Raw genomic sequence first — 22,283 nt, forward strand, 5'->3', positions numbered from 1 at the left:
GTCAGCTCACCGCCTCGTAAACTCGGCAGATCTCGATCCCTTTGCCGATCGGGACGCAGACGTGCTCGCATCCCATGTCGTCCAGTTCCCTGATGAAGTCAGCGGTCTGCAACCGATGGCTCATCATGTTGTCGGCAAGTAGCGTAAAAGGTCTCCTATTGTTCGCGGCGACAATGCGCAGCGCTTTCCGGTACCTTCCCTTGGGAAGGTCCAGAAAAACGACATCGGCTGGCTCGCCGGCCGTCTCCGCAGCAGCTGTCAGCGCATCGAATTTCCAGGTCACAAGGCCGTCGAGGCCGTAAATCCGGAGCAACTCCTGAGCGATCGACCGTTTCGCCGCGTCCTTCTCCGTGGCGGTCACCGAACCACCGGTTTCGCGGGCCGCAGCCGCCAACCACACCGTCGAATACCCGCACCCCGAACCCAGTTCCAGGATGTGCCCGGCTCCTGCGGTCTTGCAGATGATCTGTAGCAAGCGCCCGGATTCCTCGCCCGCCGGGTGAAGGCGAAGCTGCTCGGGATACTGCAGAAGCTTCGCAAGCTTGTCGTAGCCGATCAGATTTTCCAACAGGAGCCGTGGCATTTCGCCGTCATCGAAGGTGGCGTCGTCGGCTGTTGAGCGCCCCATGTCAGCGAAGAACGCTTCGCTTTTTGAATATCAGAGTCGTGCAGCTGTCGCTCACGGGACCTCCGGTTCAACGACGGCATGGCCTTGTTGACCATGCAGAGCGGTCGGTCGGGCCAGTATCATGCACTTCGCAAGACCAATGCAAGCATCCCGACAGCACCGGATACGGAAATCAGGCAAGCCGCTTGACCTAACTGAAACAAAGTGGCCATTGTCCACATTCGATATAAAATCCGTTGAGATTCGCCCGTCCTGGTGTCACGCGGAGTCCCGAGATCCGCTTCGTTCTCGCCTTGGGCTTGTTGTTTAACCTGCTGGGTTCATCGATGTGATGATGGCCGATCATGAGTGCAGCCCTTTCCTGATCATGGCTTTACGAAGAATCAATGATCGAAACAATGGCTGCGATGATCAGTGTGCGCGATGCGGAACCGGCCAGTGAACTGGCCTTGCTGTCCCATGGTCGGGTCGGGATGTCTGGTTCAGGTGGGTAGGGCGCGGTGCATATGACCGTTGGTGGGTGCCGGTGTGCTCGTGTGATTGAGCTGGCATGATTGAGTCAGCGTGCTGGGGTGGCGGGGCCACCGTTCTCGCGTCACCTGGGCCGCTGGGTGGTCCGTCGGATCACCTACCTCTGTTCGGGGGGTGGGGCGGTTCGAGCAGGAAGGACTTGGGTCTCCCGACCGTGCCGATCAACTTGGGTGCGGTGGTGGTGATCGCTGTGGTGCTGGCGACGGTGCTGCGCCTGCTGGACACCCGGCTGCCGTCCGGCACTGCGGCCTTGGGGAAGCACGAGCGTCCCGCGGTGCCGCGCCGGCGTTCCGGCGCGGAGGCCATCGCCGACCGCGAGGCCTGACGCCGCGGCGAGGTCTCCGGTCGCGCCCGCCGAATCCGCTCAGCTGCTGGCTGGCGGTCAGGAGTGTCTCGCGGGCTCCGAGCCCCCGAGCCCCAGCCAGGACCAGTGTTCAGGGTGCGACGGTGAGCGGTTCGCCCGGGGCGATGACCTTGACCGGTACGGTGGGGCCAGGCGGGTCGCGGCCTCGACGAATCGGGCGGGGTCCTTGTCGCTCTTGAGGACGAAGCGGTCGCCGACCGGGCCGCCGGTGAACGCGTAGTGCTGCGGTACCGCCAGCTTCGGGCGCAGCGCGGCGGCCAGTTCGGCTGCCTCCTCCGCGTTCATGACGACCTGCCTGTTGCCCGCCGTCCGGATGCGCAGGCCGTTGATGGGCAGCAGCGCGACGTCCGGCGGGCCGTACCGCTCGGTCAGGGCCGGTAGCTCGGGAACCAGCAGCGTGTCCCCGGCGAAGTAGTGGCTGACGACCTCGGCGCGGATCCCTGACAAGAGATGTCAGGGGTAACTCCGCACCCTTGCTCCTGACACATGACGAGCCAGGGAGATCCCATGTCCGACGACGACGACGGCCGGCACGACTTCGACTTCGTGCCCGGCGTGTGGCAGATGCACCACCGCAAGCTGGTCGACCCGCTCGACCCGGAGTGCGACGAGTGGGTCGAGTTCGACTCGGTCTCCACCGGCGACATCCGGCTGTACGGGCTGGGCAACACCGACCGGATGCTGGTCGAGTCGATGCCATCGGGTGGCCGGCCGTTCGAGGGGATGACCCTGCGGCTGTTCGACCCGCAGGAGAGGGTCTGGCGGATCTGGTGGACGTCCAGCAGCCGCCCGGGCGTGCTGGACCCGCTGGTGGTCGGCCGGTTCGAGGAGGACGGCGTCGGCCGGTTCTACTGCGACGACGTCCTCGACGGTACCCCGGTCAGGGTGCGGTTCGAGTGGTCGGACACGACGACCGGCACCCCGAAGTGGAATCAGGCGTTCTCGTTCGACGGCGGGCAGACCTGGAAGCCGAACTGGTACAACTGGTTCGCCCGGCTGTCTCTCTAGCATCTGTGAAGAGTGTCAGCGGCGGCGGGCCACGGCGGCGTAGACCATGGTCTGCGGGAGGCTCTCCGTGTCCTGCTCCGGGTCGGGGCGCCAGCGGTCGGCGAGGACCAGGCCGGGATCCATCAGCTCGAACGCGTCCCCGAGCAGGTCCACCACCTGATCGGGTTCACGGATGGTCGCCGGGGTGGGGGTCCGGTCGTACATCGTGAGCGCGGCCAGTTGCCGGTCCCGCTTCTCGCCGTCCGGCTCCCGGCCGCCGTGTGACAGCACCAGGAAACTGCCGGGGACGAGAGCCTCGGCGATCCGGGCGATCTTTCCCTTCGGGTCCGCCGAGTCCGGTACGAAGTGTAGGACCGCCACCATGAGTACGCCGACCGGCCGGGAGAAGTCCAGGTGCTCGGCGACCTCGCGGTGGAACACGGTGGTGTCCGGATCGGTCAGGTCGCCGCGGATCGCGTGTGCGTGCGGATCGTCCCGCAGCAGGCTGCGGCCGTGCTCCACGGCGACCGGGTCGATGTCCGCGTAGACCACCCGGGCGTCCGGGTTGATCTCCCGAGCCACCTCGTGCACGCTGCCCACCGTCGGTATCCCCGAGCCGATGTCCAGGAACTGGTCGATCCCGTGCTCCCCGGCCAGCCAACGCACGGCGCGGCGGAGGAACGCCCGGTTCGCCAGGGCGACCTCGCGGATCCCCGGGACCGTCGCCGCCAGGGCGGTGAAGAACTCCCGGTCGACTGGGAGGTTGTGCACCCCGCCCAGCGCGAAGTCGTAGATCCGCGCGGCGTTGGGCACCGTGATGTCCACGCCCTCCGGCACCCAGGAACTCGCGTCAGCCATGGCTCGCCTCCGAGTCGATCCTATGTGTACGCAAGCGCCGGTGCCCCTCCTCCGCCGGAATCGACGGGAGGAGGGGCACCGATGGCGTGCCGGGCCGTCAGCCCAGGAATTCCAGGAGCAGCGCGGTCGTCTCCGCCGGGTGCTCCTCGTAGATCCAGTGACCGGAGTCCGCGATGACCGCCTCGGTGACGTTCGTGGCGTACTCCTTCGCCTTGTCACTCACGAAGGAGCCGAGGCTTCCGGACGCGCCGATCGCCAGCACCGGCATGGTGAGCTTCGTCTTCTGGTACGCGGCGTCGTTCACCATGTCCTCGGGCAGCGTGCGGAACCACTCCAGGCTCGCCCGCAGGTGTCCCGGCTCGCGCAGGTGGCCGGCGAAGACCGCGACGTCCGCCGGGCTGACCGCACCCTTCTGCACCTCGAGGTTGTCGACGAACCGGTCGATCCAGACCTGTTCCCGGCCCTGGATCATCTGCTCGGGCATCCCGTTGGCGAGCGCGAAGAACCCGAAGTGCCACGCGCCGGGACCGTTCGCGGTCAGCGACGGGAAGTCGTAGATGCTCGGGTCCGGGATCGGCGCCTCGCTGAGCACCAGCTTCGTCACGTCGGCGGGGTGCGCGGCCGCGTAGGAGTAGGCGACCATCGTGCCGATGTCGTGCCCCACGATGCGGACGTCCTCGGTCCGGCCGAGCCGGGTGAGCAGCGTGTGCAGGTCGGCGGCCATCGTCTTCTTGTCGTAGCCGGTGGCCGGGGCGTCGCTGCCGCCCGCGCCGCGCAGGTCGGGGGCGATCACCGTGTAGTGCTCGGCCAGCGCCGGCATGATCCCGTGCCATTCGTACCAGGTCTGCGGATAGCCGTGGATCAGTACCAGGGTCGGGCCGTGGCCACCGATGACGTAGTGGATGCCGTCGGTCTTGTTCTCGGTGAACCCCGACGGCAGGCGCTCCGACGTGGCGGCCGGGGGAGTGGCGGAGGAGAGGACCGTGCCGGCGGTGACCGTGGCGAGGGTCGCGACGGCGGCGGCGAGGGCGAGGACGATCTTCATGGTGAGCTCCTGGAGAGAGAAGGGAAGGTTCAGAGGCCCTGGCTGCGCAGCCAGGTCAGGGCGGTGTCGGCGACCTCGGTCCAGCCGCTGTCGATGGTCAGCGAGTGGCCCTTGCCGGGGAACTCGGTGATGTCGGTGACCGCTTCCGAGTGCCGGTACTGCTTGAGCGTGGCCCGGACGACGGCCTCGGGGACGGTGTTGTCCCTACCGCCGGTCATCAGCAGCAGGGGTCCGCGGGTCTGGTTGCCGGTGTCGACCTTGGCGGGGGAGTGCGGGTTGAAGTTCGCGGCGGCGGCCTCGAAGAGGGGCTTGCCGGGTGCCGGGATGGTCCACTGCTCGAAGAGCGCGTCGGATTCGTCGGCGGGGATGGCGTTGCCGAAGGCGTACCGGAACTGATCGGGGGTGAGGGAGACGGCGCGGTGCTTGTTGGCGGGGTTCTTGAAGACCGGGAGGGTGGCGCGCAGGGCGGAGAGCGGCAGCGGCAGGACGCCCTTGATCTGTGCGGCGTCGATCGCGACGGCGGCCTGGGCCAGGTTCTGGCCGAGCAGCTTCTGGGCGATCATGCCGCCGAACGAGTGACCGATCAGGATCGGCGGGGTGCCGAGGTCGCGGATGATCCCGGCGTAGTGCGCGACGACGTCGTCGATGCCGTGGTCGGCGATGCTCTCCGGGGTCTCCCGGGCCTCGGCGACGGTGTCCGGGTCGCCGGGCCAGCCGGGGGCGATCGGGGCGTAGCCCTCGGCGGCGAACCTCTCGGCCCAGGTGTTCCAGGAGGTCGCGTGGAGCCAGAGGCCGTGGATGAAGATGACCGGTGTCGCTGTCTTCGTCGTCATGCGACAAGCACACCAGGCGGACCCCCGCCCCCGAATCATGGAAACCCCCCAGGGTCCTGATCTACTGGGGTCATGGGGAGATCATCGACATCGTTCATCGGGCGCCGGGAGGAACAGCGTGTCCTGGCCGAGCTGATGGACGGGGTCCGGGACGGGCGCAGCGGCACCCTGGTGCTCTCCGGTGAGCCGGGAACCGGCAAGACCAGCCTGCTCGACCGGGTCGCCACCGGCCACCCGGACATCCGGGTGGTCCGGATCGTCGGGGTCGAGTCGGAGACGGTCCTCGGCTTCGCGGCGCTGCACCGCCTGGTGCGCCCCTGGCTGACCGGGATCGACGCGCTCCCCGACCCGCAGCGCGACGCGTTGCGGACCGCGTTCGGCGGGCAGGCCGGCGTCCCGGCCGACCGTTACCTGGCCGGCATGGCGGTGCTCACCCTGCTCGCCGAGGCCGCGGTGGAACGGCCGCTGCTCTGCGTCGTCGACGACGCGCACTGGCTGGACCGGGCGTCGGCCGAGGTGCTGGCGTTCGTCGCGCGCCGGCTGCACGCCGAGGCGATCGGGTTCGTCGTCGGCACCCGCCCGCAGGGGCTGTCCCTCTTCGAGGGGCTACCCACGCTGACCGTGGCGGGCCTGCCCGGCGACGACGCCGGTGACCTGCTGACGGCGAGCATCGCCGGGCGAGTCGACGGCGCGGTCGCCGCCAAGCTCGTCGACGGCACCGGCGGCAACCCGCTCGCGCTGGTCGAGCTGGCCGGCACTCTGACCGCGGAGCAGCTGACCGGCACCGCCCCGCTGCCGCAGTCGCTGCCGGTCGGCGCGCTGCTGGAGTCGCACTACCAGCGGCAGGTCGAGCGGCTCCCGGCCGAGACGCGCACGCTGCTGCTGCTGGTCTCCGCAGCCCCGCCGGACGAGCCCACCCTGCTGTGGCGGGCCGCCGCGAAGCTCGGCGTCGCCGCGGACCGGGCCGATCCGGCCCTGTCGGCGGGCATCCTCACCGACACCTTCGGGTTCCGGCATCCGCTGATCCGCTCTGCCGTCTACCGCGGCGCCGCCGCGGCCGACCGGCGGCGGGTGCACGCCGCCCTGGCCGGGGTCTGCGATCCGGTACACGACCTGGACCGCTACGCCTGGCACCGCGCCGAGGCGACGATCGGGCTCGACGAGGGGGTCGCCGCCGACCTCGAACGGGCCTCCGAGGACGCCCGCTCCCGGGGCGGCTACGCCGAGCAGGCCGCGTTCCTGTCCCGGGCCGCCGAACTCTCCCCGGACCCCCGCGATCAGGCCACCCGCCTGGTCGCTGCGGCCCGTGCCCACCTGGCGCTCGGCGAGCCGCGTGCCGCCCGTGCGCTGATCGCCCGCGCCGAGCCGGGCCTGGCCGACCCGGTGCCGCGTGCCCTGGCCCGGCAGGCCTGGGCCACCGCCCAGATCTACTCCGGCCGGTTCGCCGACGTGCCCGCCACCCTGGTGGAGGCGGCGGCGTCGATCGCCGATCTCGACGCCGGGCTGGCGCGCCGGATGATGTTCGAGGCGTTGCAGGCCATCGTGTTCAGCGACGACCGTGCCACCACGCTCACCCTGCGCGAGCTGTCCCGCGAGGTGCTCGCCTCACCCGTCGCCCGCACCACGGCGCCGACCTGTACCGACCTGTTCCTGCTCGGGTTCGCCACCCGCACCGCGGTCGGCTACCGGGACGCCGTCCCGCTGATGCGCGACGCGCTGACCGCGCTGAACGGCGCCGCGGACCTCGCCGAACAGAGCCTTCCGCTCGCCGTGATCAGCGCGTTCACCGCCGAGGACGTGTGGGACGACGCGGCCGGCCGCCGCGCCTGGCAGAAGCTCGAGGCCCACGACCGGGCCACCGGCGCCCTGGGCACCCTGCGGACCACGCTCATGGTCGGCGCCACCTGGGAGATGCGGGCCGGCCGGTTCGCCGCTGCCGCCGCCCGCCACGACGAGCTGGCCGAACTCAGTGACGTGCTGCGCCAGGCCCACCCGCAGATCCAGCGGGTCGAGCTGATGGCCTGGAGCGGACGCGACGCCGAGGCCCGCGCGGCCGTGACCGCCGGCATCGGCTTCGACGACGTGATCAGGAACAGTCTGGCCGTCCTGGACATCGCCCACGGTCGCTACGCCGAGGCGCTCGCCGCGCTGCTGCCCTCCTTCGAGCGCGACATGCCCGGCGTGGCCAACCGCTCCCTGCACGACATCGTCGAGGCAGGCGTTCGTGGTGGCGACGATCAGGCGGCGACGGCCGCGCTGACCCGGATGCAGGAGCGCGTCCCGGTCAGCGCCACCCCCTGGGGACTGGGCCTGCTGGCCCGCTGCCGCGCGCTGACGGCCGGCGACGAGCACGCCGAGCAGTTCTATCGCGAGTCCGCCGGCCATCTCGCGCGCACCGAGATCGCCATCGAAAGGGCCAGGACCCATCTCCTGTACGGCGAGTGGCTGCGCCGATGCCGCCGGCGTGCCGATGCCCGCGCCGAACTGCGTACGGCGTACGAGATGTTCTCGACGATGGGCGCCGGCGCCTTCGCCGAACGCGCCCGCACCGAGCTGACCGCGACCGGGGAGCGGCCGGAGAGCCGCACCGAGCAGGCCGGTCACGGCCTGACCCCGCAGGAGACGCAGGTGGCGACCCTGGCCGCGGCCGGCGCGACCAACACCGAGATCGCGGCCCGCCTGTTCCTGAGCACCTCCACCGTCGAGTACCACCTCACCAAGATCTTCCGCAAACTCGCCATCACGTCACGCCGGAAGCTGGCCGGGGCGCTGGCCGGCGGCGCGTAGCGGCTCCGGTCGTACCCCGGAAAGAGGATTTTGCATTGATGGGTGTCATCGGAAAGGGGGTGGGTAGTCAGATCGGGATGCGAGGTGGCGCTGCGCGGGGAGAGGGCGGTGCGACCGGGGCGACCCGGCGCGTGGTGCGCCTGCTCGTGCTGCTCGGCGTGACCGTCGCGGTGTATGTGGTGCTCATGCTCTTCGATCATGCGGCGCGTGCGGACACCGGATCGGCCGGCGTGACGGATCCGGTGGGTTCGGTCAAGGCCGTGGCCACCGGCGTCGCGAAGGTCGTCCCCCGCCCGGCCTCGCCGGTCACGAGGTCGACGACGGCGAAGGCTCGCCCGCTCCGGGGATCCGCGCTGACGACGGCGCACCCGGACAGGGTCTCGGCGCCGAGGAAGGTCCACCCGCGGACGACGACGGTGGCGGCGAGGGTGCCCGCTCCGGAGCGGGTCTCGACCATCCGGTCCGGCGAGGCGGCCCGGCGGCCACCGGTCACGGCCGCGAAGCCGCACCGGCCCGCAGCGGTGAAGCCGCACCGGCCCACGGCCGTGAAGCCGCACCGGCCCACGGCCGGTGTGGGCCGTGACATCGCGCGAGCCACGGTGACCGTCACGCGAGCCGTCCGGCAGGTGTTGCCTGTGCTGCCTTCGCTCCGTGAACTGGCGGTGCTCTCCGGCCTGTCGCCGGTGGCCCTTCCGGTTCTGCCGCAGTCGCCGGAGCCGCCGCGGGCGCCCTCGTGGGCCGTGTTCCCCGGTGCGGCGCGGGCCGCACTCGCCGGTTCGCCGGAACCGTCCTCGTGGTCGCCGGCTCGCCGGCAGGCGCCGCCGACGGTGTCCGCGCCGGTGTGTTCGCTTCCACGGGCGCTCGGGGACGGGCCGGCCGGCGGTGTCGCATCGCGGGCGGTGCCGGCGGTGCCGGCGGTGCCGCTGCCGCCGGTCGACCGTCCGGGTCTCGGCGGCCAGGCGCGCGACGCCGGTGGCGGTACCGCGCCCACGACGGGCACCGTCCCGTCGTCGTGGCGGCCCGAGGTGACGGTGACCGGCCGTCGCGCGGCCGTCGATCGCACTGCCCGCGGACGTACCGTCCGCTATCTGGGCCCTCCCCGCTGAACGACCTCCCACGGGGATCCGGAAACCGGCCGGCGCCGAGCCGGCCGTCCCGACGCTCGATCCGGCTGGGAGGCCATCGTGATTCGCATTCTGCTCGCCGAACCCATGAATCTGCTGCGCGGCGCTCTGGCCGCGGCACTGTCGCTGGAGCGGGACCTCGACGTGGTCGCCGTCCTGGAGGACCTCGACCAGGCCCTGGGCATGGCCCGCGCGGTCCCGCCGGACGTGGCCGTGGTCAACATCGCGCTGCTGGCCGGTGACGGCCCGGCCACGATCGGCCGGCTCGTCGCGGAGCAGCCCGGCTGCGCCACCCTGGTGCTGGCCGGCCCGGACGAGCCGGCGTTGCTCCACCGGGCGTTCGACCTGCGCGTCGACGGTGTCGTCGGCACCCGGGCCGCCCCGTGTGAGCTGGTGCGCGACATCCGCCGGCTGGCGCGGGGCGAGCGGGTCATCGACGCGGCCCTGGCCGTGGCGACGGTGTCGGCGCCGCGCAGTCCGCTGTCGCCGCGGGAGCTCACCGTGCTCAGCGTCGCCGCGTCCGGGGTGCCGTCCGCGGAGGTCGCCGCCGCGCTGCACCTGAGCGCGGGCACGGTGCGCAACTACATCTCCACGATTCTGCGCAAGACCGGCGCCCGCAACCGTCTGGAGGCGGTCCGGCTCGCCGAGGTCGGCGGCTGGTTCCGATGACGGCGGCGCAGCCGCACCCGGGTGGGTGCGGCTGCGCCGGAGCGGCCGGTCAGAGCCCGCCGAGCAGCGCCAGGACGGCGTTGAGCAGCGCGGCCAGTCCGCCCGCGGTGGGGGTGCCGTCGAGCAGGTGGGCGATCGCGCACAGCAGGTTGCCGAGCAGGTTGCCCGGTGCCTGGACGGCGGTGATCAGCAGGTGCACCTGGTTCAGGTCGATCACCAGTCCGAGCAGGTTCAGGTGCAGGGGCCCGAGGATCAGGTTCAGCACCTGGCAGGTCGCCGCGTCGACGGTGACGGGCAGGCTGACGGTACGGGTGACGGTGCCGATCGCCGCGCCGTCCGCGTCGCTGACGGTGCCGGTCAGCACGCCGGTCGCCAGCAGCCGCCCGTCCTGTGCCGAGAACTGCGACGGGGTGAAGGTACCGGCGAAGGAGCCGTCGTCGCCGGTGCCGGTGATCGGTGTGGCCAGCGCGGCGACGGGCGGTGCGGCCGCTGCCGGGCTCGGGGCGGCGCTCGCCACGCCCGCCCCCGTGAAGCTGAGTCCCAACGCCGCGAGCACTGTCACGACGATCATCGATAGCCGTTGCCGAGGTGTCATCGTTCCTCCTGCTGAACACGTACGTCCGAATCCTCTTGACATCGACAAGCCTCGCCGTCGATGCGGGCTCGTCCCAGTGAGCGCTGTCATCGGCCGGCGTGACACGTGTCAGGCTCCGCGGCCGAAAGGATATAAGCGTTTCGATATCTTGTGGCGGGAGGCATTCCCCTGTTCTCCTACGGTCGGCCATAGATCGGCATCGACCCTAGGAACCCCACATGAGACTCAGAACGGTGACGGCACGACCTGCCGTAGCTGTTGTCGCCGCGGCGGCCGTGATGCTCGGCGCCCTGCCCGCGGTGGCCGCCCCCGCCGCGACGGCCGACGTCACGCTGCTGGCGGCCCCGACCGTCAGCGTGGACAACGTCAACGCCCACCTGTCGCAGCTGCAGACCATCGCCACCGCCAACAGCGGCAACCGGGCGACCGGCACCGCCGGGCACACGGCGACCACGACCTACCTGCAGCAGAAGCTGACGGCGGCCGGGTTCACCGTCACCGTGCAGACCTGCACGACCTGCACCGGCGGCGCGGCGAAGAACATCATCGCGGACTGGCCGGGCGGCGACACCAGCAACGTCTACATGTTCGGCGCCCACTCCGACAGCGTGTCGGCCGGGCCGGGGATCAACGACGACGGCTCCGGTACGGCGTCCCTGCTCGAGGCCGCGCTCCAGTTCGCCGCGAACAGCCCGACCATGACCAACCACGTGCGCTTCGGCTGGTGGGCCGGCGAGGAGCAGGGCCTGATCGGCTCCAAGTTCTACGTCAACTCGCTGACCACGGCGCAGAAGAGCGCGATCAAGGCGTACGGCACCTTCGACATGATCGCGTCCACCAACGGCGGCTACTTCGTGACCGGCACCGACGCGATCGCCGTCAAGCTGCGGGAGTACTTCACCTCGATCGGCGTCGCCACCGAGACGTCGACCGAGTGCTGCAGCGACGACGACTCGTTCCGCGACGCGGGCATCCCGTCCTCGATCAACTCGACCGGGGCGAGCTACACCAAGACCAGCGCCCAGGTGACCAAGTGGGGCGGCACGGCCGGGGCGGCGTACGACTCCTGCTACCACAAGGCCTGCGACACCTACCCGTCCAACGTGAACACCACCTCGCTGGGCCGGTACGCCAACGCCGAGCTCTACGCGGCCTGGAACCTCACCACGTCCACCACGACCACCAACGACTTCTCGGTGGCGCTCAGCCCGGCCACCGGCTCGGTGACCGCGGGCTCCTCGGCCACCGCCACGGTGAGCACCGCGACCACCTCGGGCAGCGCGCAGACCGTGGCGCTGACCGCGACCGGCGCGCCCACCGGCGTCACGGTGAGCCTCAGCCCCACGTCGGTCACCTCGGGCAGCTCGTCGACGCTGACCATCGCGACCACCACGGCGGCCGCGGCCGGGTCGTACACCATCACGGTGACCGGGACCGGCACGACGACGCACACCGCCACGTACACGCTGACCGTCACCGGGACCGGCGGGACGACGTGCACCGGCGCCGGGCAGCTGCTCGCCAACGCCGGGTTCGAGTCCGGCGCCACCTCGTGGACCGCCAGCAGCGGCGTCATCGGCGCGAACACCGGCACCGGCGCGCCGCGGACCGGCACGTACTCCGCGTGGCTCGACGGGTACGGCTCGACGCACACCGACACGCTCACCCAGTCGGTGACCGTGCCGAGCGGCTGCACCTCGTACGCGCTGACCTTCTACCTGAAGATCGTCACGTCGGAGACGACCACCAGCACGGCTTACGACACGCTGACCGTCGCGGTCGGCGGCACCACGCTGCAGGTCTACTCCAACCTGAACGCCGCCGCCTACACGCTGCGCACGTTCGACCTGTCGGCCTACGCCGGGCAGACCGTCACCCTCAGCTTCACCGGCGTCGAGGACTCGTCGCTCAAGACGTCCTTCGTCATCGACGACACGGCGCTGACCGTGAGCTGACCCACCACGCCGTGCTCCGGGACCGGTGGCGGCCGGACCCGGGCACGGATGGTGTTCCCGGTCAGAGGAAGACGGGCTCCGGGCCGGGGAGGCTCTCCGTCCGGATGCTGATCGTCGCCGTCGTCGGGCCGGCCAGCAGGCCGGCGAACTCGCCGGCCGCGTACGACCGGCGGACCTCCGCGATCCGCGACGGCGCGACGGCGTCGAGCTCCGGCAGCGGCACCACGTCGTCGAAGCCGGGCTCGGTCCGGGTCTCGAGCGCCAGGACCCGCTCCTCGCCGGAGAGGTTCACCGCGAGGTGCGGGATACCCGGCGCGATGTAGAGCACCGAGCCGGGGGCGTGCAGCACCACCCGTTCGAGGCGGTCGCCGGCGAGCGTGGCCGCGAACCCGGCGACGATGTGGATGATCGTCTCCGAGTGCGCGTGGGTGTGCGGTGCGGCGTGCCCGCCACCCGCCAGCCGGACCAGCCCGGCGGAGAGCCCCCGGACCGGCGCCACCCCACTGTGGATGATCGGCGCCCGGAGCTCCGGCTGCCCGGCGGCGGAGGGCTGGGGTTGCACGGTGACGCTCAGCATGACGGTCTCCTCGGTGCGTAAGGTCGGCGTTCACCCCCTCGGACGGGTGCGGTACGGCCCGGTTCATCCCTCGCCCCGAACACGTGACTCCTCCCCGAGGGCGAGGCCCAGGACCGGGTCATGGAACGGGCGCCGGCGCTCAGCGACCGGTGATCCGGAAGACCGGCCAGCCGATCTCGGTGCGCCAGCGGGCGGCGTCGCCGGTGTCGGCCGGCCCGACCGGGTAACTCTCGTGGACCGGGCCGTCGACGGCGAGCGCGTGGCCGGCCACCCAGGCGCCGAGCCGGCCGTAGGTGACGTCGATGTCGTCGTGCGGTCCGTGGTGGACGACGACGGCGAGCTCGGCGGCGGGCAGGCCGAGGACCTCGACGCGCCCGTGCGCGCGGGGCGTGCGGACCGGGCGGTACACGGTCATCAGGCCGCGGCCCGCGGTGAACAGCTCGTTGGCGTAACGCCCGCCGGGCGCTCCGGTGCGCTCCTCCCGGGGGTACGCCGCGTCCAGCTCGGCCATCGCCGACGCGTACCAGGCCAGGCTCTCGCCGCGGTCCACCTCACCGCTGACGGCGGCGACGGAGCGGGCTCCGATCGTACGCAGGGAAGGGCTGGGACCGGATCTTTCGGGGCTCAGCAGCCGGCGCAGCGAGAGGACGGTCGCGCGGGCACGGTCCAGAGCCTCCTCCACCCGGCCGAGATGCTCCTCGACCAGCGCGCCGCGCTCGGCCGGGTCGTCGGTCGCGAGGACGGCGCCGATGCCGGCGAGCGGCACGTCCAGCTCCCGCAGCCGCTGGATGACCTGGGCGGACGGGATCTGCTCGGCGGCGTAGTACCGGTACCCGGTGTGCGGGTCCACCCGGGCGGGCACCAGCAGGCCCGCCTGGTGGTACCGGCGCAGCGTCCGCACGCTCAGACGGGTCAGCGTGGCGAACTCGCCGATGGTCAGCCCGGGTCGCATGTCACCCAGTCTCCACGCTTGACTCTCCCCTTGGGGGAAGGCTCAGGCTCGTCCCATGAGGACATGGTTCATCACCGGGGGTACCCCGGGCGGGTTCGGGATGGCGTACGCGCAGGCGGCGCTGGGCGCCGGCGACCGCGTGGTGCTGACCACCCGCCGTGCCGGCGAGCTGGACGAGTGGGCCGCGGCGTACGGGAGCCGGGTCCTGGTCCTGGAGCTGGACGTCACCGACCCGGAGCGGGTGCGCGCCGCGGTGGCCGCCGCCGAGTCGCGGTTCGGCGGGATCGACGTGCTGGTCAACAACGCCGGTCGCGGCTGGTGCGGGTCCGTCGAGGGCACCGGCGAGGCCACCGTGCGGGACACGTTCGAGCTGAACTTCTTCGCCGTCGTCACCGTGACCCGGGCCGTGCTGCCCGGCATGCGCGACCGGGGCGGCGGCTGGATCGTCATGATGTCCTCGGCAGCCGGGCTGCGCGGCGTCCCGGGTTTCGGGTATTACAGCGCCGCCAAGCACGCCGTCGAGGGCCTCGCCGCGGTGCTGCGCCACGAGGTCGCCGGGTTCGGCGTCCGGGTGCTGACCATGGAGCCCGGCGCGTTCCGCACCAACGCGTACGCGGGCTTCGCCGCCCGCCCGGCCGCCGCGACGGCCGGCGAGACGAGTGGTGAGGCGGCCGGCGAGACGGTCGACGGCTACCGGCCGCTGATCGGTGCGGTCCGCGACACCATGGCCCGGGAGCACGGGCGGCAGCCGGGCGATCCGCACCGGGGCGTGCGCGCCGTCCTCGCGGCGATGCGGCGGGACCCACCACCCGAGCGGCTCGTGCTCGGCAACGCCGCCTTCGACGCCGTCACCGCGAGCCTCCGGGAAACCCTGTCCGGTCTCCGGGCCACCGAGGCGCTGGCTCGCTCCGCCGACTTCCCGGGGCCGTGAGCGTGGCCCGCCCCAGCAGGACCACCCGTCCGAGCACGAGAGGGAGCTGATGACGATGGGGTGCGACGACGAAGCGCGGGGACCACTCGGGCCGGAACTTCGCCTTGAAATGCCGCAGTCCGGCGAAGCCGTGGAACCGTTCGCCGTGCCGGAGCACCAGCCGGCCCAGGCGGGACAGGGCGTCGTCGCCGGTCAGGTCACTGAGCGGCGCCAGCCCGAGGTCGACGCGGCGCAGCTCCGCCTCGCGCGCCCACAGGATCAGCTCGGTCAGCAGGAAGTCCATCGCGCCGGGCGGCGCGGCGGGGGAGTGGCGCATGAGATCGACGCCCAGGCGACGGTCCGGTGTCGGCCAGAGCGATACGAACGCGACCACCGTCCCGTGCACCCGCAGGACCGCCACCGGCCGCCCGGTCAGGAACGCGGGAAGGAACACACCGTGCGAGAACCCGGTCTCCCGGCGGCCGGCGAGCCAGGCGTCCGACACGGCCCGGAGCTCGGGCAGCAGCGGCCCGGCGTCCCCGTGCACCCGGAACCGTACGCCGCCGAGGTCCCGGACCCGTCGCCACGAGCGGCGCAGCGATCCGCGCGCGCTCCCCGCCAGCAGGAACGTGCCCGGCACGATGGACGCGGCCGCGCCCATCGGGTGGACGGCCATGCCGAGCCCGGCGAGCCGCGCGGCGGGACCGGCGCCGAGATGGGTGAAGGCGGGCTGCGCGCCGGCGGCCCGCGCCGCCGCGCAGAACCGGGCGGGCAGGCCGGGCAGCGCGTGCGGGGCGCCGACCGGGGCGCCGACCGCGATCCAGAACCGGCGGTGGACGCCGTACATGAGGAACGCGTCACCGTCCGGTGCGATGTGGAACCGCTTGTCGCCGAGCAGCGCCAGGTGGGCCTCCGGGTCGAAGGCCCTGGTGGACGCCAGGATCGCGGGTACCGGGTCCGGCAACGTCGTCTCCTCGATCGGCGGGGTGCCTGCGACCTGATGGACGGTTCCGGGCCGGCGCGGTTCACCGGGGAACGCGACGGTGTGGCGATCGTCGCTGCCCGCATACCCGCTCGCCCTGCCCGCTCGCTCACTCCGCTCACCCTGCTCACCCCGGCGATCGTGGTGGGCGCCGGGACCGTGGCCGGCGTGCGGGCCACGATCCGGTCCGGCGCCAGCCACGAGCCGGCACATCACCGTGCGGGCTGGTGGGCACGGCCGTGGTCACTCGGCTCTGCTGCGGGCCGCGTCGACCTCGGTGGCCAGATCCTGGAGGACGGAGAGGCGCTGTCCGGCGATCGACCGAGGGTCCAGCCGGGCCAGCCGCCCGAGCCGGTCGAGGCGGGAGCGGACGGTGTTCGGGTGCAGGCCCAGGTGCACCGCGGCGCCCGCGATCGACCACCCGCCGTCGCCGTACGCCCGGGCCGCCGCACCGAGCTGCGGCTGGTCGGCGGGGCGGCCGGGGACGAGCAGCGGGCGCAGCCGGTCCAGGTGGCGCAGCATGGTGATCCACAGCCAGTCCGTGCGGAAGTCCACCGGCCGGCCCAGCGCGACGGCCAGGTCGAGGGCGCTCGCCGCGTCGAGGAGGGCCGCCGCCGCCCCGTCGAGCCCGGGCCGGACCAGACTGGTGCCGGTGACCGGCCCGGGCGGCGGCTCATGCGGCACCCCGGCCTGGGCGAGCACCAGGATCCGGCCGTCGCGGATCACCCACCGACCGGCGTCCCCATCAGCCGCGACCGGAGAGCCGGGCTGCGGAGAGCCGGCCGCCGCGAGACCGGGCTGCGAGGAGCCGGGCGCCGGGGGAGCGGGCTGTGGAGAGCCGGGTGCCGGGGGACCGGGTGCCGGGGTGGCCGTCACCTGGAAGTCGCCGTCGGGGTCGAAGCCGAGACGGTGGGCCAGCGCGCGGCACTCCCCGGTGCCGGCCTGTCCGGTGGCGAGCAGGTCCACCAGCGTGCCGGTGTCCCGCCGGACGTCCTCCCGCTGCCGCCGGGCCGCCTCGCCGGCACCCTCGGCGGCGGCACCGGCGAGCGCCGGCAGCCACGACCACAGCAGGCCGGCCAGGTCGAGCAGGCCGTCCGGGCGCGGGGTTCCGGCGTACGCGAGAAGCTCCTCCCAGATCCGGCGGAACCCGAGATGGTAGGCGGCCACTACCTGGTCGAGCGGTACGCCGTGGGCGGCGCGGAGGAGACCGGACCGTCGCTCGGCGCTCAGCTCGGCCTCGGTGGGCGGGCGCCGCTCGGCGAGTCCGGTGAGGACGGTCCGGACCAGACCGGCCCAGTCGTGGGACGGGCCGGCGGGGGCCTCGGCGCCGATGCGGGTGGCCAGCTCGCCGGCGGCGTCCCGCACGTCCTGGATGATCATCTCGACCGGATCGGACATCCGTCTACGATCGCACGGGAGCGGGGAGGTGCCGGGTGGAGGCGGACGTCGAGGACCTGATCTCCCGGCTCTGTGCCGAGGCCGCGGCGTCGTTTTCGGACAGGGAGAGGGACCAGCACGAGGCCGGTCACGAGGCCGGTCACGAGGCCGGTCACGAGGCCGGTCACGAGGTCGAGCGCGAGGACCGGGATGAGCCCGAGGACCGGGACGGGGACAGGGACGGCGCCTGGCGGGACGGGGTGCGGGAGGTGGCGGTCGCGGTGCTCGACGGTGTCGCCCGGCGGCGGCTGCCCGGACCGGACGATCTCGTCCCGCACCGCGAGTGGGGCCACCGGCTGGGGGAGTCCGGGGCCGGTGCCGCCCGGGTGGCCGACGCCTGTCACACGGCCGGCCGGCGCGTCTGGGACGACCTGAGTGAGCGGGCGCGGGCGCACGGCGTGACCGGTGAGCTGATCAGCCGGGCCGGCCTGTGCTGGGCCTGGGTCCACGCCCTGTCGGCGGCCGCGATCCAGGGCCACACCGCGGACACGTCCGTCGTGGACACCGCGGCCCGCCTGGTGGAGGCGCTGTTCGCCGGCCGGACCGGGGGTGTGAACCTGGCGGGACAGGCGCGGCGGCTCGGCTTCGACCCGGACGGGGCGTTCCAGGTGGTCTGCTGCCGCCCGGCCCCGGAGCCGGAGACGGCCGAGGCGCTCCACGGCCGCCTCCGGACCCGTCCCGGGCCGTCGGCGGGGAGCCGTCCCGGGCCATCGACAGGGACCCGCCCCGGAGCGGTGGCGGTCGCCGTGCGGCCCGGTCTGGTCGTCGTGCTGTTTCAGGGCGGCGAGCCGGACGGCGTGCTCGGGGCGCTCGGCCCGGCGTACGCGGAATGCCTGGGACTGGGCCTGAGCCGCACGGGGCTGGACGGCGCGGCGGAGAGCCTGACCGACGCGGAGGCGGCGCTGCGGTTGAGCGTGGCCCGCGGGCGCCCGGTGAGCTTCGAGGACGAGTGGATGCCGATCATCCTGATGCTCGACGCGGACCGGCTGGCGCCCCTGGTCAGCGCGAGCGCCGGTGCGCCCGCCCACCTGGAGGAGGCGGTGGTGCTCTGGGCCTACAGCGACTTCTCCATCCCGGTCGCGGCCCGGCGGCTGCACCTGCATCCCAACACGCTGAAGTACCGGCTGGACCGCTGGCGCGAGGTGACCGGCTGGGATCCGCGGGTCCGCAGGGATCTGGAGCTGACCCTGCTGCACCACAACCTGAATACCGTTCAGGGCCGCGGCCGGCGCTGATCAGGCCGCCAGCCGCTCGAACAGCGGGACGGCCTCGGCGACCGGCGGCAGCGCCCCGATCTCGCGGGCCAGGGCGGCGGCCCGCTCGCTGAAGGACGGCTCGCCGAGGACCCGCTCGGCCGCCTCCAGCAGGTCGTCCGGCTTCGGCGCGCCGCCGTCGGGCAGCCGGAGACCGGTGCCGCTCGCCGCGACCGCGCCGGCGATCGCCGGCTGATCGCCGAATCGCGGCACCACCACCAGCGGCACCCCGGCGCGCAGGGCCGCGAGGGTGGTGCCGGCGCCGCCGTGGCAGACGACGGCGGACGCGCGGGCGAGGACCCGGTCCTCGTCGACCCAGGGCCGGGCGCGGACGTTGCGCCCGACGCCCCGCCAGATGCTCGGTTCTGATCGGCCGGTGCTCACCACCAAGTCGACCGGTAGCCCGCTCAGCACGTCGGCGCTCGCCCGCAGCGCCGCGGCCCCCTCGGTGTCGCCGGGGGCGACCGTCCCGTACGAGAGGTACACGACCGGCCGTACCGGCACCGCCCGCGCGGGTGCCGTGCCGTCGCGGAAGCGGTGGACCGCCGGTGGCTGCGCGGCCGGGTCGACGGCGGCCGGGAACAGGCTCAGCGACGGCGTGTCCGGCGGCGCGAAGCCCAGGCCGAGCGGTGCGAGGAGCGGGACGGCGTCCGCGAGGAGACGGCGGGCGAAGTCCTGGAGGCTGCCGACCAGGGGGATCTCCGGGATGCCGTACGACGCCGCGGCCACCAGCGAGCCGAGCTCGGCGACGTCCCGGACGATCAGCGCCGGCCGGTAGGTCTCCACGGCCTCCCGGAGGCCGGGCAGGGCGGCACCGGCGGCGAGCCGCCCGAAGAGCTCGGCGGCGAAACGGTCGGTGCCGCCCGGGTCCCGCGCGGCCTCCCGGTGCAGGGCGGCGAGCGTGACCGGGGGCACGTCGTCGAAGGGCAGGTGCCGGTGGCCCGCCGCGGCGACCTGCCGGGCGAACGACCGGGGCGCCGCTACCGCGACCTCGTGCCCGGCCGCGGCGCTCGCGGCGGCGAACGGCAGCAGCGGGCGGAAGTGACCGATTCCGGCGGTCGTGGCGAAGAGGATCCGCATGGGTGTCTCCATCGGGTTCGGGGAGAGGTGTCACCCATGCCAGACGTCTCCGGGGGACGCCGGTTCACGGTCTCGGGAACTCAGGGTTCGTTCGCCCGGCGCCAGTCGCGGACCACGTCCCGGATCCGGTCGAAGACCGCCATCGGCGGGCCGGTCAGCATGGTCGTGGTCGCGCTCTCGCCGACCCCGGCGTGCGGGCGGGTCGGCGCGATCGCCTCGGCCGCGCGCAGGGCACCCGCCATCCGGCGCAGCTTCGCCGGGTCGGTCCCGCGCCGTATCAGGGGGAACTCCTGCTGTTCCTCGTGCGTGGCGTGGGCGAGCACGGCCTGCTCGAACGCGGCGAACTGCCCGTCGAAGCCGGGCGCGCCGGTACCGATCGCGTACAGGTTGGTCAGCTCACGCTTGGCGTCGTTCTCCTCGTGCAGCCGGGCGTCGACCACGGCGTCGCCGGCGTCGTGCCGGGCGACCGGGTGGACGACCAGCTCCTCCGCGCTCTCGTGCACCGCGAGCAGCCGGACGAGCCGGTGGAAGGCATCGGTCCGCTGCTCGCCCGCGGTGCTTCTGACCTCGGCGAACACCGCCCTGATCTCGTCGTGCTGCTCCTGGAGCAGATCGATCACGTCCTGGTCCTGCCGGGTGGCCGTCATGGCGTACCTCCACGTCCTCGGCGGTGGGTCCCGCCCGCATACCCGTCCTCGGGACGCCCACTCCTGGAAACGGAGGTTCACGGCGGGCGATAGGTGGGCAACAAGGGCGGCATGGACGACACTCGCCGGCGGGCTTACCGCGTCATCGGCTCCCTGGCAGCAGGCGCGACGGTCCTCGCGGCGATCGCGATGGCACACGACACGCAGAGCGTCGCGATGGCCAGTGAGAGCTGCTCCACCACGGTGAACCTCGCCCTCCCCGAGCGCCCGGCGCAGGTCGAACTGCGGGTGCTCAACGGGACCCGCCGGGCGGGCGTCGCCGATCAGGTGAGCCGGGACTTCGCGGACCGGGGCTTCGTGACGCGGAAGCCGGCGAAGAACGGGTCGAAGGTGACCGACGTCGCGGTCGTCACGTACGGGCCGAAGGCGGTCGGCGCCGCGCAGTGGATCCGGGCGTACTTCCTGGGCGAGGCCGAGCCGCGGTTCGACGCGAAGCGCACCACCGGCGTGATCGACGTGGTGATCGGCACCCGGTACCGGCAGCTCGCCACCACGACCGAGGTCAACCAGTCGCTGGCGCAGCTCGGCTCGCCGGTCGCGCCGCCCGGGACCTGCCCGGCCTGACCGCCGGGGCCGGCGTCCTTCGCTCCGCCGGGCACCCGCACGGGAAGGATCGGCGGCGGTCGCGCCCGGCGTGGCGGAGATCAGGGCCGGGCCAGCAGCCCCGCGTGGTTGCGGCGGATCACCGGGAGACCCAGGTGCCGGAAGAGCACCGCGCGGACCGGCCCGGGCAGCGCGCGGGCCCGGTCCCGCCGCCGGTTCTGCGCCAGCACGAAACGGATGCGCGGCGCCCTCCGCCGCCGGTACTCCGCCAGCGCCCCCGGCAGATCGTCGCGGGTGCGGGCGCCGGCCAGCACCTCGGCCAGCACCTCGGCCAGCACCACGGCGTCCTCCAGGGCCATCGCGCCCCCCTGGGCCATACTCGGCGAGCAGGCGTGCGCCGCGTCCCCGAGCAGCACCGCGTGCGGCCGGATCCAGTCGTCCCCGCGCACCTCCCGCAACGCCGCGAAGTGCGCGTTCCGGGCGTGGTCCAGCAGCCCGCCCGTGTCGAAGTCCGCGAAGATCTCCCGCCAGTCCCCACCCGGCGGCTCCGGGACACGGCTGTCGACCGCCGCGAAGCAGTACACGTCCCCGTCCCCGATCGGCAGCGTCAGCAGCGTCCGCCCCCGGCTCCCGAGCCGCGCCGTCCACGTCCCCGCCGGCAGATCACCCGCCGGAGCGAGGAAGCGCCAGCAGATCTGCCCCAGAAAAACCGGATCAACCCCCTCAAAGGCGCTCTCCCGTACGGCGGAGTCGACGCCGTCCGCGCCCACGACCAGGTCATAGCGTCCCCTCGACCCGTCGGCGAACACCACGCTGCCGTCGTCCTGCACCGCCTCCACGGCGTTCCCGTACCGCACACCCGCGGCCTCCGGCCCGCCGGCGAGCACCGCATGCAGGTCCGCCCGCCGCACCGCCCGGCACCCGTCCGTGTCCCCCCAGACGGCCGAGAGATCGAAACCGGCCAGCAGCCGCCCCCGGTGGTCCCGGAACTCCTGCCGCGTCACCGGCACCGCCCGCGCGCCGAGCGCGTCGGCCAGCCCGAGATCCCGCAGCGCCCGCACGGCGTTCGCGGGCAGGTAGAGCCCGGTCCCGCCGCTCCGGGCACCCGGAGCGCGCTCGGCCACCTCGGCCTCCACCCCGCGGCGGGCGAGCGCGTGCCGCAGCGCGAGCCCGGCGATCCCACCCCCGGCGATCAGCAGGCGCGGACGTGTCATGGGGATCTCCTCGCTGGGAAGGTTCACCCCACTCAACGACGGCCCGGCAGCATGGGTACCCGCGTCCTTCACCCCCGGTACGCCCGGCCGCCCGGGCCACGTCCGCCGGGCCCGCGCGGTCCTGGCTGGTCGTCACGGGTGCCTCGGGCGGTCCGAGACACCCGTGACCCTGCTGGCTTATTCGGGGTTTAGGCGGCGAGGGTGAAGTCGAGGCGTTGTAGGTGGGTGGTGCGGGTGCGGTCGAGGGGGTGG

General features: G+C 73.1%; 23 protein-coding genes. 9 read left to right on the forward strand and 14 right to left on the reverse strand.

The window, feature by feature from the left end; translation table 11 throughout:
- Nucleotide 1: 1 nt before the first annotated feature.
- Nucleotides 2-628 carry a class I SAM-dependent methyltransferase gene (locus AB0M08_RS41100; protein ID WP_364505758.1) on the reverse strand — a complete coding sequence of 209 codons (627 nt, stop codon included), beginning with the start codon at nt 626-628 and terminating at the stop codon, nt 2-4.
- Nucleotides 629-1,313: 685 nt separating this feature from the next.
- On the opposite strand from AB0M08_RS41100, the gene AB0M08_RS41105 reads away from it, so the two are divergent.
- A complete protein-coding gene (locus AB0M08_RS41105) occupies nt 1,314-1,484 on the forward strand; it encodes a hypothetical protein (protein WP_364505760.1) in 171 nt (56 codons plus the stop codon).
- A gap of 57 nt (nt 1,485-1,541) precedes the next feature.
- Here AB0M08_RS41105 and AB0M08_RS41110 read toward each other — a convergent pair whose 3' ends face one another.
- The gene (locus AB0M08_RS41110) at nt 1,542-1,970 is read right to left on the reverse strand and encodes an MBL fold metallo-hydrolase (protein ID WP_364505762.1); all 429 of its coding nucleotides are present in this window, start codon (nt 1,968-1,970) and stop codon (nt 1,542-1,544) included.
- A 60-nt stretch (nt 1,971-2,030) separates the two neighbouring features.
- On the opposite strand from AB0M08_RS41110, the gene AB0M08_RS41115 reads away from it, so the two are divergent.
- On the forward strand, nt 2,031-2,531 hold the full coding sequence (locus AB0M08_RS41115; protein ID WP_364505764.1) for a hypothetical protein: 501 nt from the start codon (nt 2,031-2,033) through the stop codon (nt 2,529-2,531).
- Nucleotides 2,532-2,546: 15 nt separating this feature from the next.
- On the opposite strand, the gene AB0M08_RS41120 is transcribed toward AB0M08_RS41115, so the two are convergent.
- The 3 genes from AB0M08_RS41120 to AB0M08_RS41130 all read right to left on the reverse strand — a co-directional run bounded on the left by AB0M08_RS41120 (nt 2,547) and on the right by AB0M08_RS41130 (nt 5,246).
- Nucleotides 2,547-3,368, reverse strand: coding sequence for an SAM-dependent methyltransferase (locus AB0M08_RS41120; RefSeq protein WP_364505766.1), 822 nt, complete (start codon nt 3,366-3,368; stop codon nt 2,547-2,549).
- Between the two features lie 97 nt (nt 3,369-3,465).
- Nucleotides 3,466-4,413: an alpha/beta hydrolase gene (locus AB0M08_RS41125; protein WP_364505768.1), complete on the reverse strand. Its 948-nt coding sequence runs from the start codon at nt 4,411-4,413 to the stop codon at nt 3,466-3,468.
- Between the two features lie 29 nt (nt 4,414-4,442).
- Nucleotides 4,443-5,246, reverse strand: coding sequence for an alpha/beta hydrolase (locus AB0M08_RS41130; protein ID WP_364505770.1), 804 nt, complete (start codon nt 5,244-5,246; stop codon nt 4,443-4,445).
- A 72-nt stretch (nt 5,247-5,318) separates the two neighbouring features.
- On the opposite strand from AB0M08_RS41130, the gene AB0M08_RS41135 reads away from it, so the two are divergent.
- Entirely contained in the window at nt 5,319-8,033 is a 2,715-nt protein-coding gene (locus tag AB0M08_RS41135) for an AAA family ATPase (protein WP_364505772.1), read from the forward strand.
- Between the two features lie 196 nt (nt 8,034-8,229).
- Here the strand turns inward: AB0M08_RS41135 and AB0M08_RS41140 are convergent, their stop codons facing one another.
- Nucleotides 8,230-8,619: a hypothetical protein gene (locus tag AB0M08_RS41140; RefSeq protein WP_364505774.1), complete on the reverse strand. Its 390-nt coding sequence runs from the start codon at nt 8,617-8,619 to the stop codon at nt 8,230-8,232.
- A 49-nt stretch (nt 8,620-8,668) separates the two neighbouring features.
- Here AB0M08_RS41140 and AB0M08_RS41145 point away from each other — a divergent pair, with 49 nt between their 5' ends.
- Nucleotides 8,669-9,139, forward strand: a complete 471-nt coding sequence (locus AB0M08_RS41145) for a hypothetical protein (protein WP_364505776.1) — start codon at nt 8,669-8,671, stop codon at nt 9,137-9,139.
- A gap of 78 nt (nt 9,140-9,217) precedes the next feature.
- Entirely contained in the window at nt 9,218-9,826 is a 609-nt protein-coding gene (locus AB0M08_RS41150; protein ID WP_364505778.1) for a response regulator transcription factor, read from the forward strand.
- A 49-nt stretch (nt 9,827-9,875) separates the two neighbouring features.
- Here AB0M08_RS41150 and AB0M08_RS41155 read toward each other — a convergent pair whose 3' ends face one another.
- The gene (locus AB0M08_RS41155; RefSeq protein ID WP_364505780.1) at nt 9,876-10,397 is read right to left on the reverse strand and encodes a hypothetical protein; all 522 of its coding nucleotides are present in this window, start codon (nt 10,395-10,397) and stop codon (nt 9,876-9,878) included.
- 242 nt (nt 10,398-10,639) lie between these two features.
- Between AB0M08_RS41155 and AB0M08_RS41160 the strand changes: the two genes are divergently transcribed.
- The gene (locus AB0M08_RS41160; protein ID WP_364505782.1) at nt 10,640-12,376 is read left to right on the forward strand and encodes a M28 family peptidase; all 1,737 of its coding nucleotides are present in this window, start codon (nt 10,640-10,642) and stop codon (nt 12,374-12,376) included.
- Between the two features lie 61 nt (nt 12,377-12,437).
- On the opposite strand, the gene AB0M08_RS41165 is transcribed toward AB0M08_RS41160, so the two are convergent.
- Nucleotides 12,438-12,953 carry a hypothetical protein gene (locus AB0M08_RS41165; RefSeq protein ID WP_364505784.1) on the reverse strand — a complete coding sequence of 172 codons (516 nt, stop codon included), beginning with the start codon at nt 12,951-12,953 and terminating at the stop codon, nt 12,438-12,440.
- Nucleotides 12,954-13,092: 139 nt separating this feature from the next.
- Nucleotides 13,093-13,905, reverse strand: a complete 813-nt coding sequence (locus AB0M08_RS41170) for a MerR family transcriptional regulator (RefSeq protein WP_364505786.1) — start codon at nt 13,903-13,905, stop codon at nt 13,093-13,095.
- A 55-nt stretch (nt 13,906-13,960) separates the two neighbouring features.
- On the opposite strand from AB0M08_RS41170, the gene AB0M08_RS41175 reads away from it, so the two are divergent.
- Complete coding sequence (locus AB0M08_RS41175; protein WP_364505788.1) at nt 13,961-14,836, forward strand: SDR family NAD(P)-dependent oxidoreductase; 876 nt, start codon at nt 13,961-13,963, stop codon at nt 14,834-14,836.
- On the opposite strand, the gene AB0M08_RS41180 is transcribed toward AB0M08_RS41175, so the two are convergent.
- Nucleotides 14,754-15,998 carry a GNAT family N-acetyltransferase gene (locus tag AB0M08_RS41180; RefSeq protein WP_364505790.1) on the reverse strand — a complete coding sequence of 415 codons (1,245 nt, stop codon included), beginning with the start codon at nt 15,996-15,998 and terminating at the stop codon, nt 14,754-14,756. The genes AB0M08_RS41175 and AB0M08_RS41180 overlap by 83 nt on opposite strands.
- Nucleotides 15,999-16,040: 42 nt before the next feature.
- The gene (locus tag AB0M08_RS41185) at nt 16,041-17,195 is read right to left on the reverse strand and encodes a helix-turn-helix domain-containing protein (RefSeq protein ID WP_364505792.1); all 1,155 of its coding nucleotides are present in this window, start codon (nt 17,193-17,195) and stop codon (nt 16,041-16,043) included.
- Between the two features lie 35 nt (nt 17,196-17,230).
- On the opposite strand from AB0M08_RS41185, the gene AB0M08_RS41190 reads away from it, so the two are divergent.
- Complete coding sequence (locus tag AB0M08_RS41190) at nt 17,231-18,469, forward strand: helix-turn-helix domain-containing protein (RefSeq protein ID WP_364505794.1); 1,239 nt, start codon at nt 17,231-17,233, stop codon at nt 18,467-18,469.
- On the opposite strand, the gene AB0M08_RS41195 is transcribed toward AB0M08_RS41190, so the two are convergent.
- Together AB0M08_RS41195 and AB0M08_RS41200 are read right to left on the reverse strand one after the other, a co-directional pair.
- Nucleotides 18,470-19,567 carry a glycosyltransferase gene (locus tag AB0M08_RS41195; protein WP_364505796.1) on the reverse strand — a complete coding sequence of 366 codons (1,098 nt, stop codon included), beginning with the start codon at nt 19,565-19,567 and terminating at the stop codon, nt 18,470-18,472. It lies immediately after the preceding gene.
- Between the two features lie 80 nt (nt 19,568-19,647).
- On the reverse strand, nt 19,648-20,214 hold the full coding sequence (locus AB0M08_RS41200; RefSeq protein WP_364505797.1) for a hemerythrin domain-containing protein: 567 nt from the start codon (nt 20,212-20,214) through the stop codon (nt 19,648-19,650).
- A 111-nt stretch (nt 20,215-20,325) separates the two neighbouring features.
- Between AB0M08_RS41200 and AB0M08_RS41205 the strand changes: the two genes are divergently transcribed.
- Nucleotides 20,326-20,838: a LytR C-terminal domain-containing protein gene (locus AB0M08_RS41205; RefSeq protein WP_364505799.1), complete on the forward strand. Its 513-nt coding sequence runs from the start codon at nt 20,326-20,328 to the stop codon at nt 20,836-20,838.
- Between the two features lie 80 nt (nt 20,839-20,918).
- Here the strand turns inward: AB0M08_RS41205 and AB0M08_RS41210 are convergent, their stop codons facing one another.
- Nucleotides 20,919-22,031: an FAD-dependent monooxygenase gene (locus tag AB0M08_RS41210; RefSeq protein ID WP_364505801.1), complete on the reverse strand. Its 1,113-nt coding sequence runs from the start codon at nt 22,029-22,031 to the stop codon at nt 20,919-20,921.
- Nucleotides 22,032-22,283 lie beyond the last annotated feature (252 nt).

This window comes from Actinoplanes sp. NPDC051851 (assembly GCF_040681165.1).
Taxonomy (GTDB): Bacteria; Actinomycetota; Actinomycetes; order Mycobacteriales; family Micromonosporaceae; genus Actinoplanes.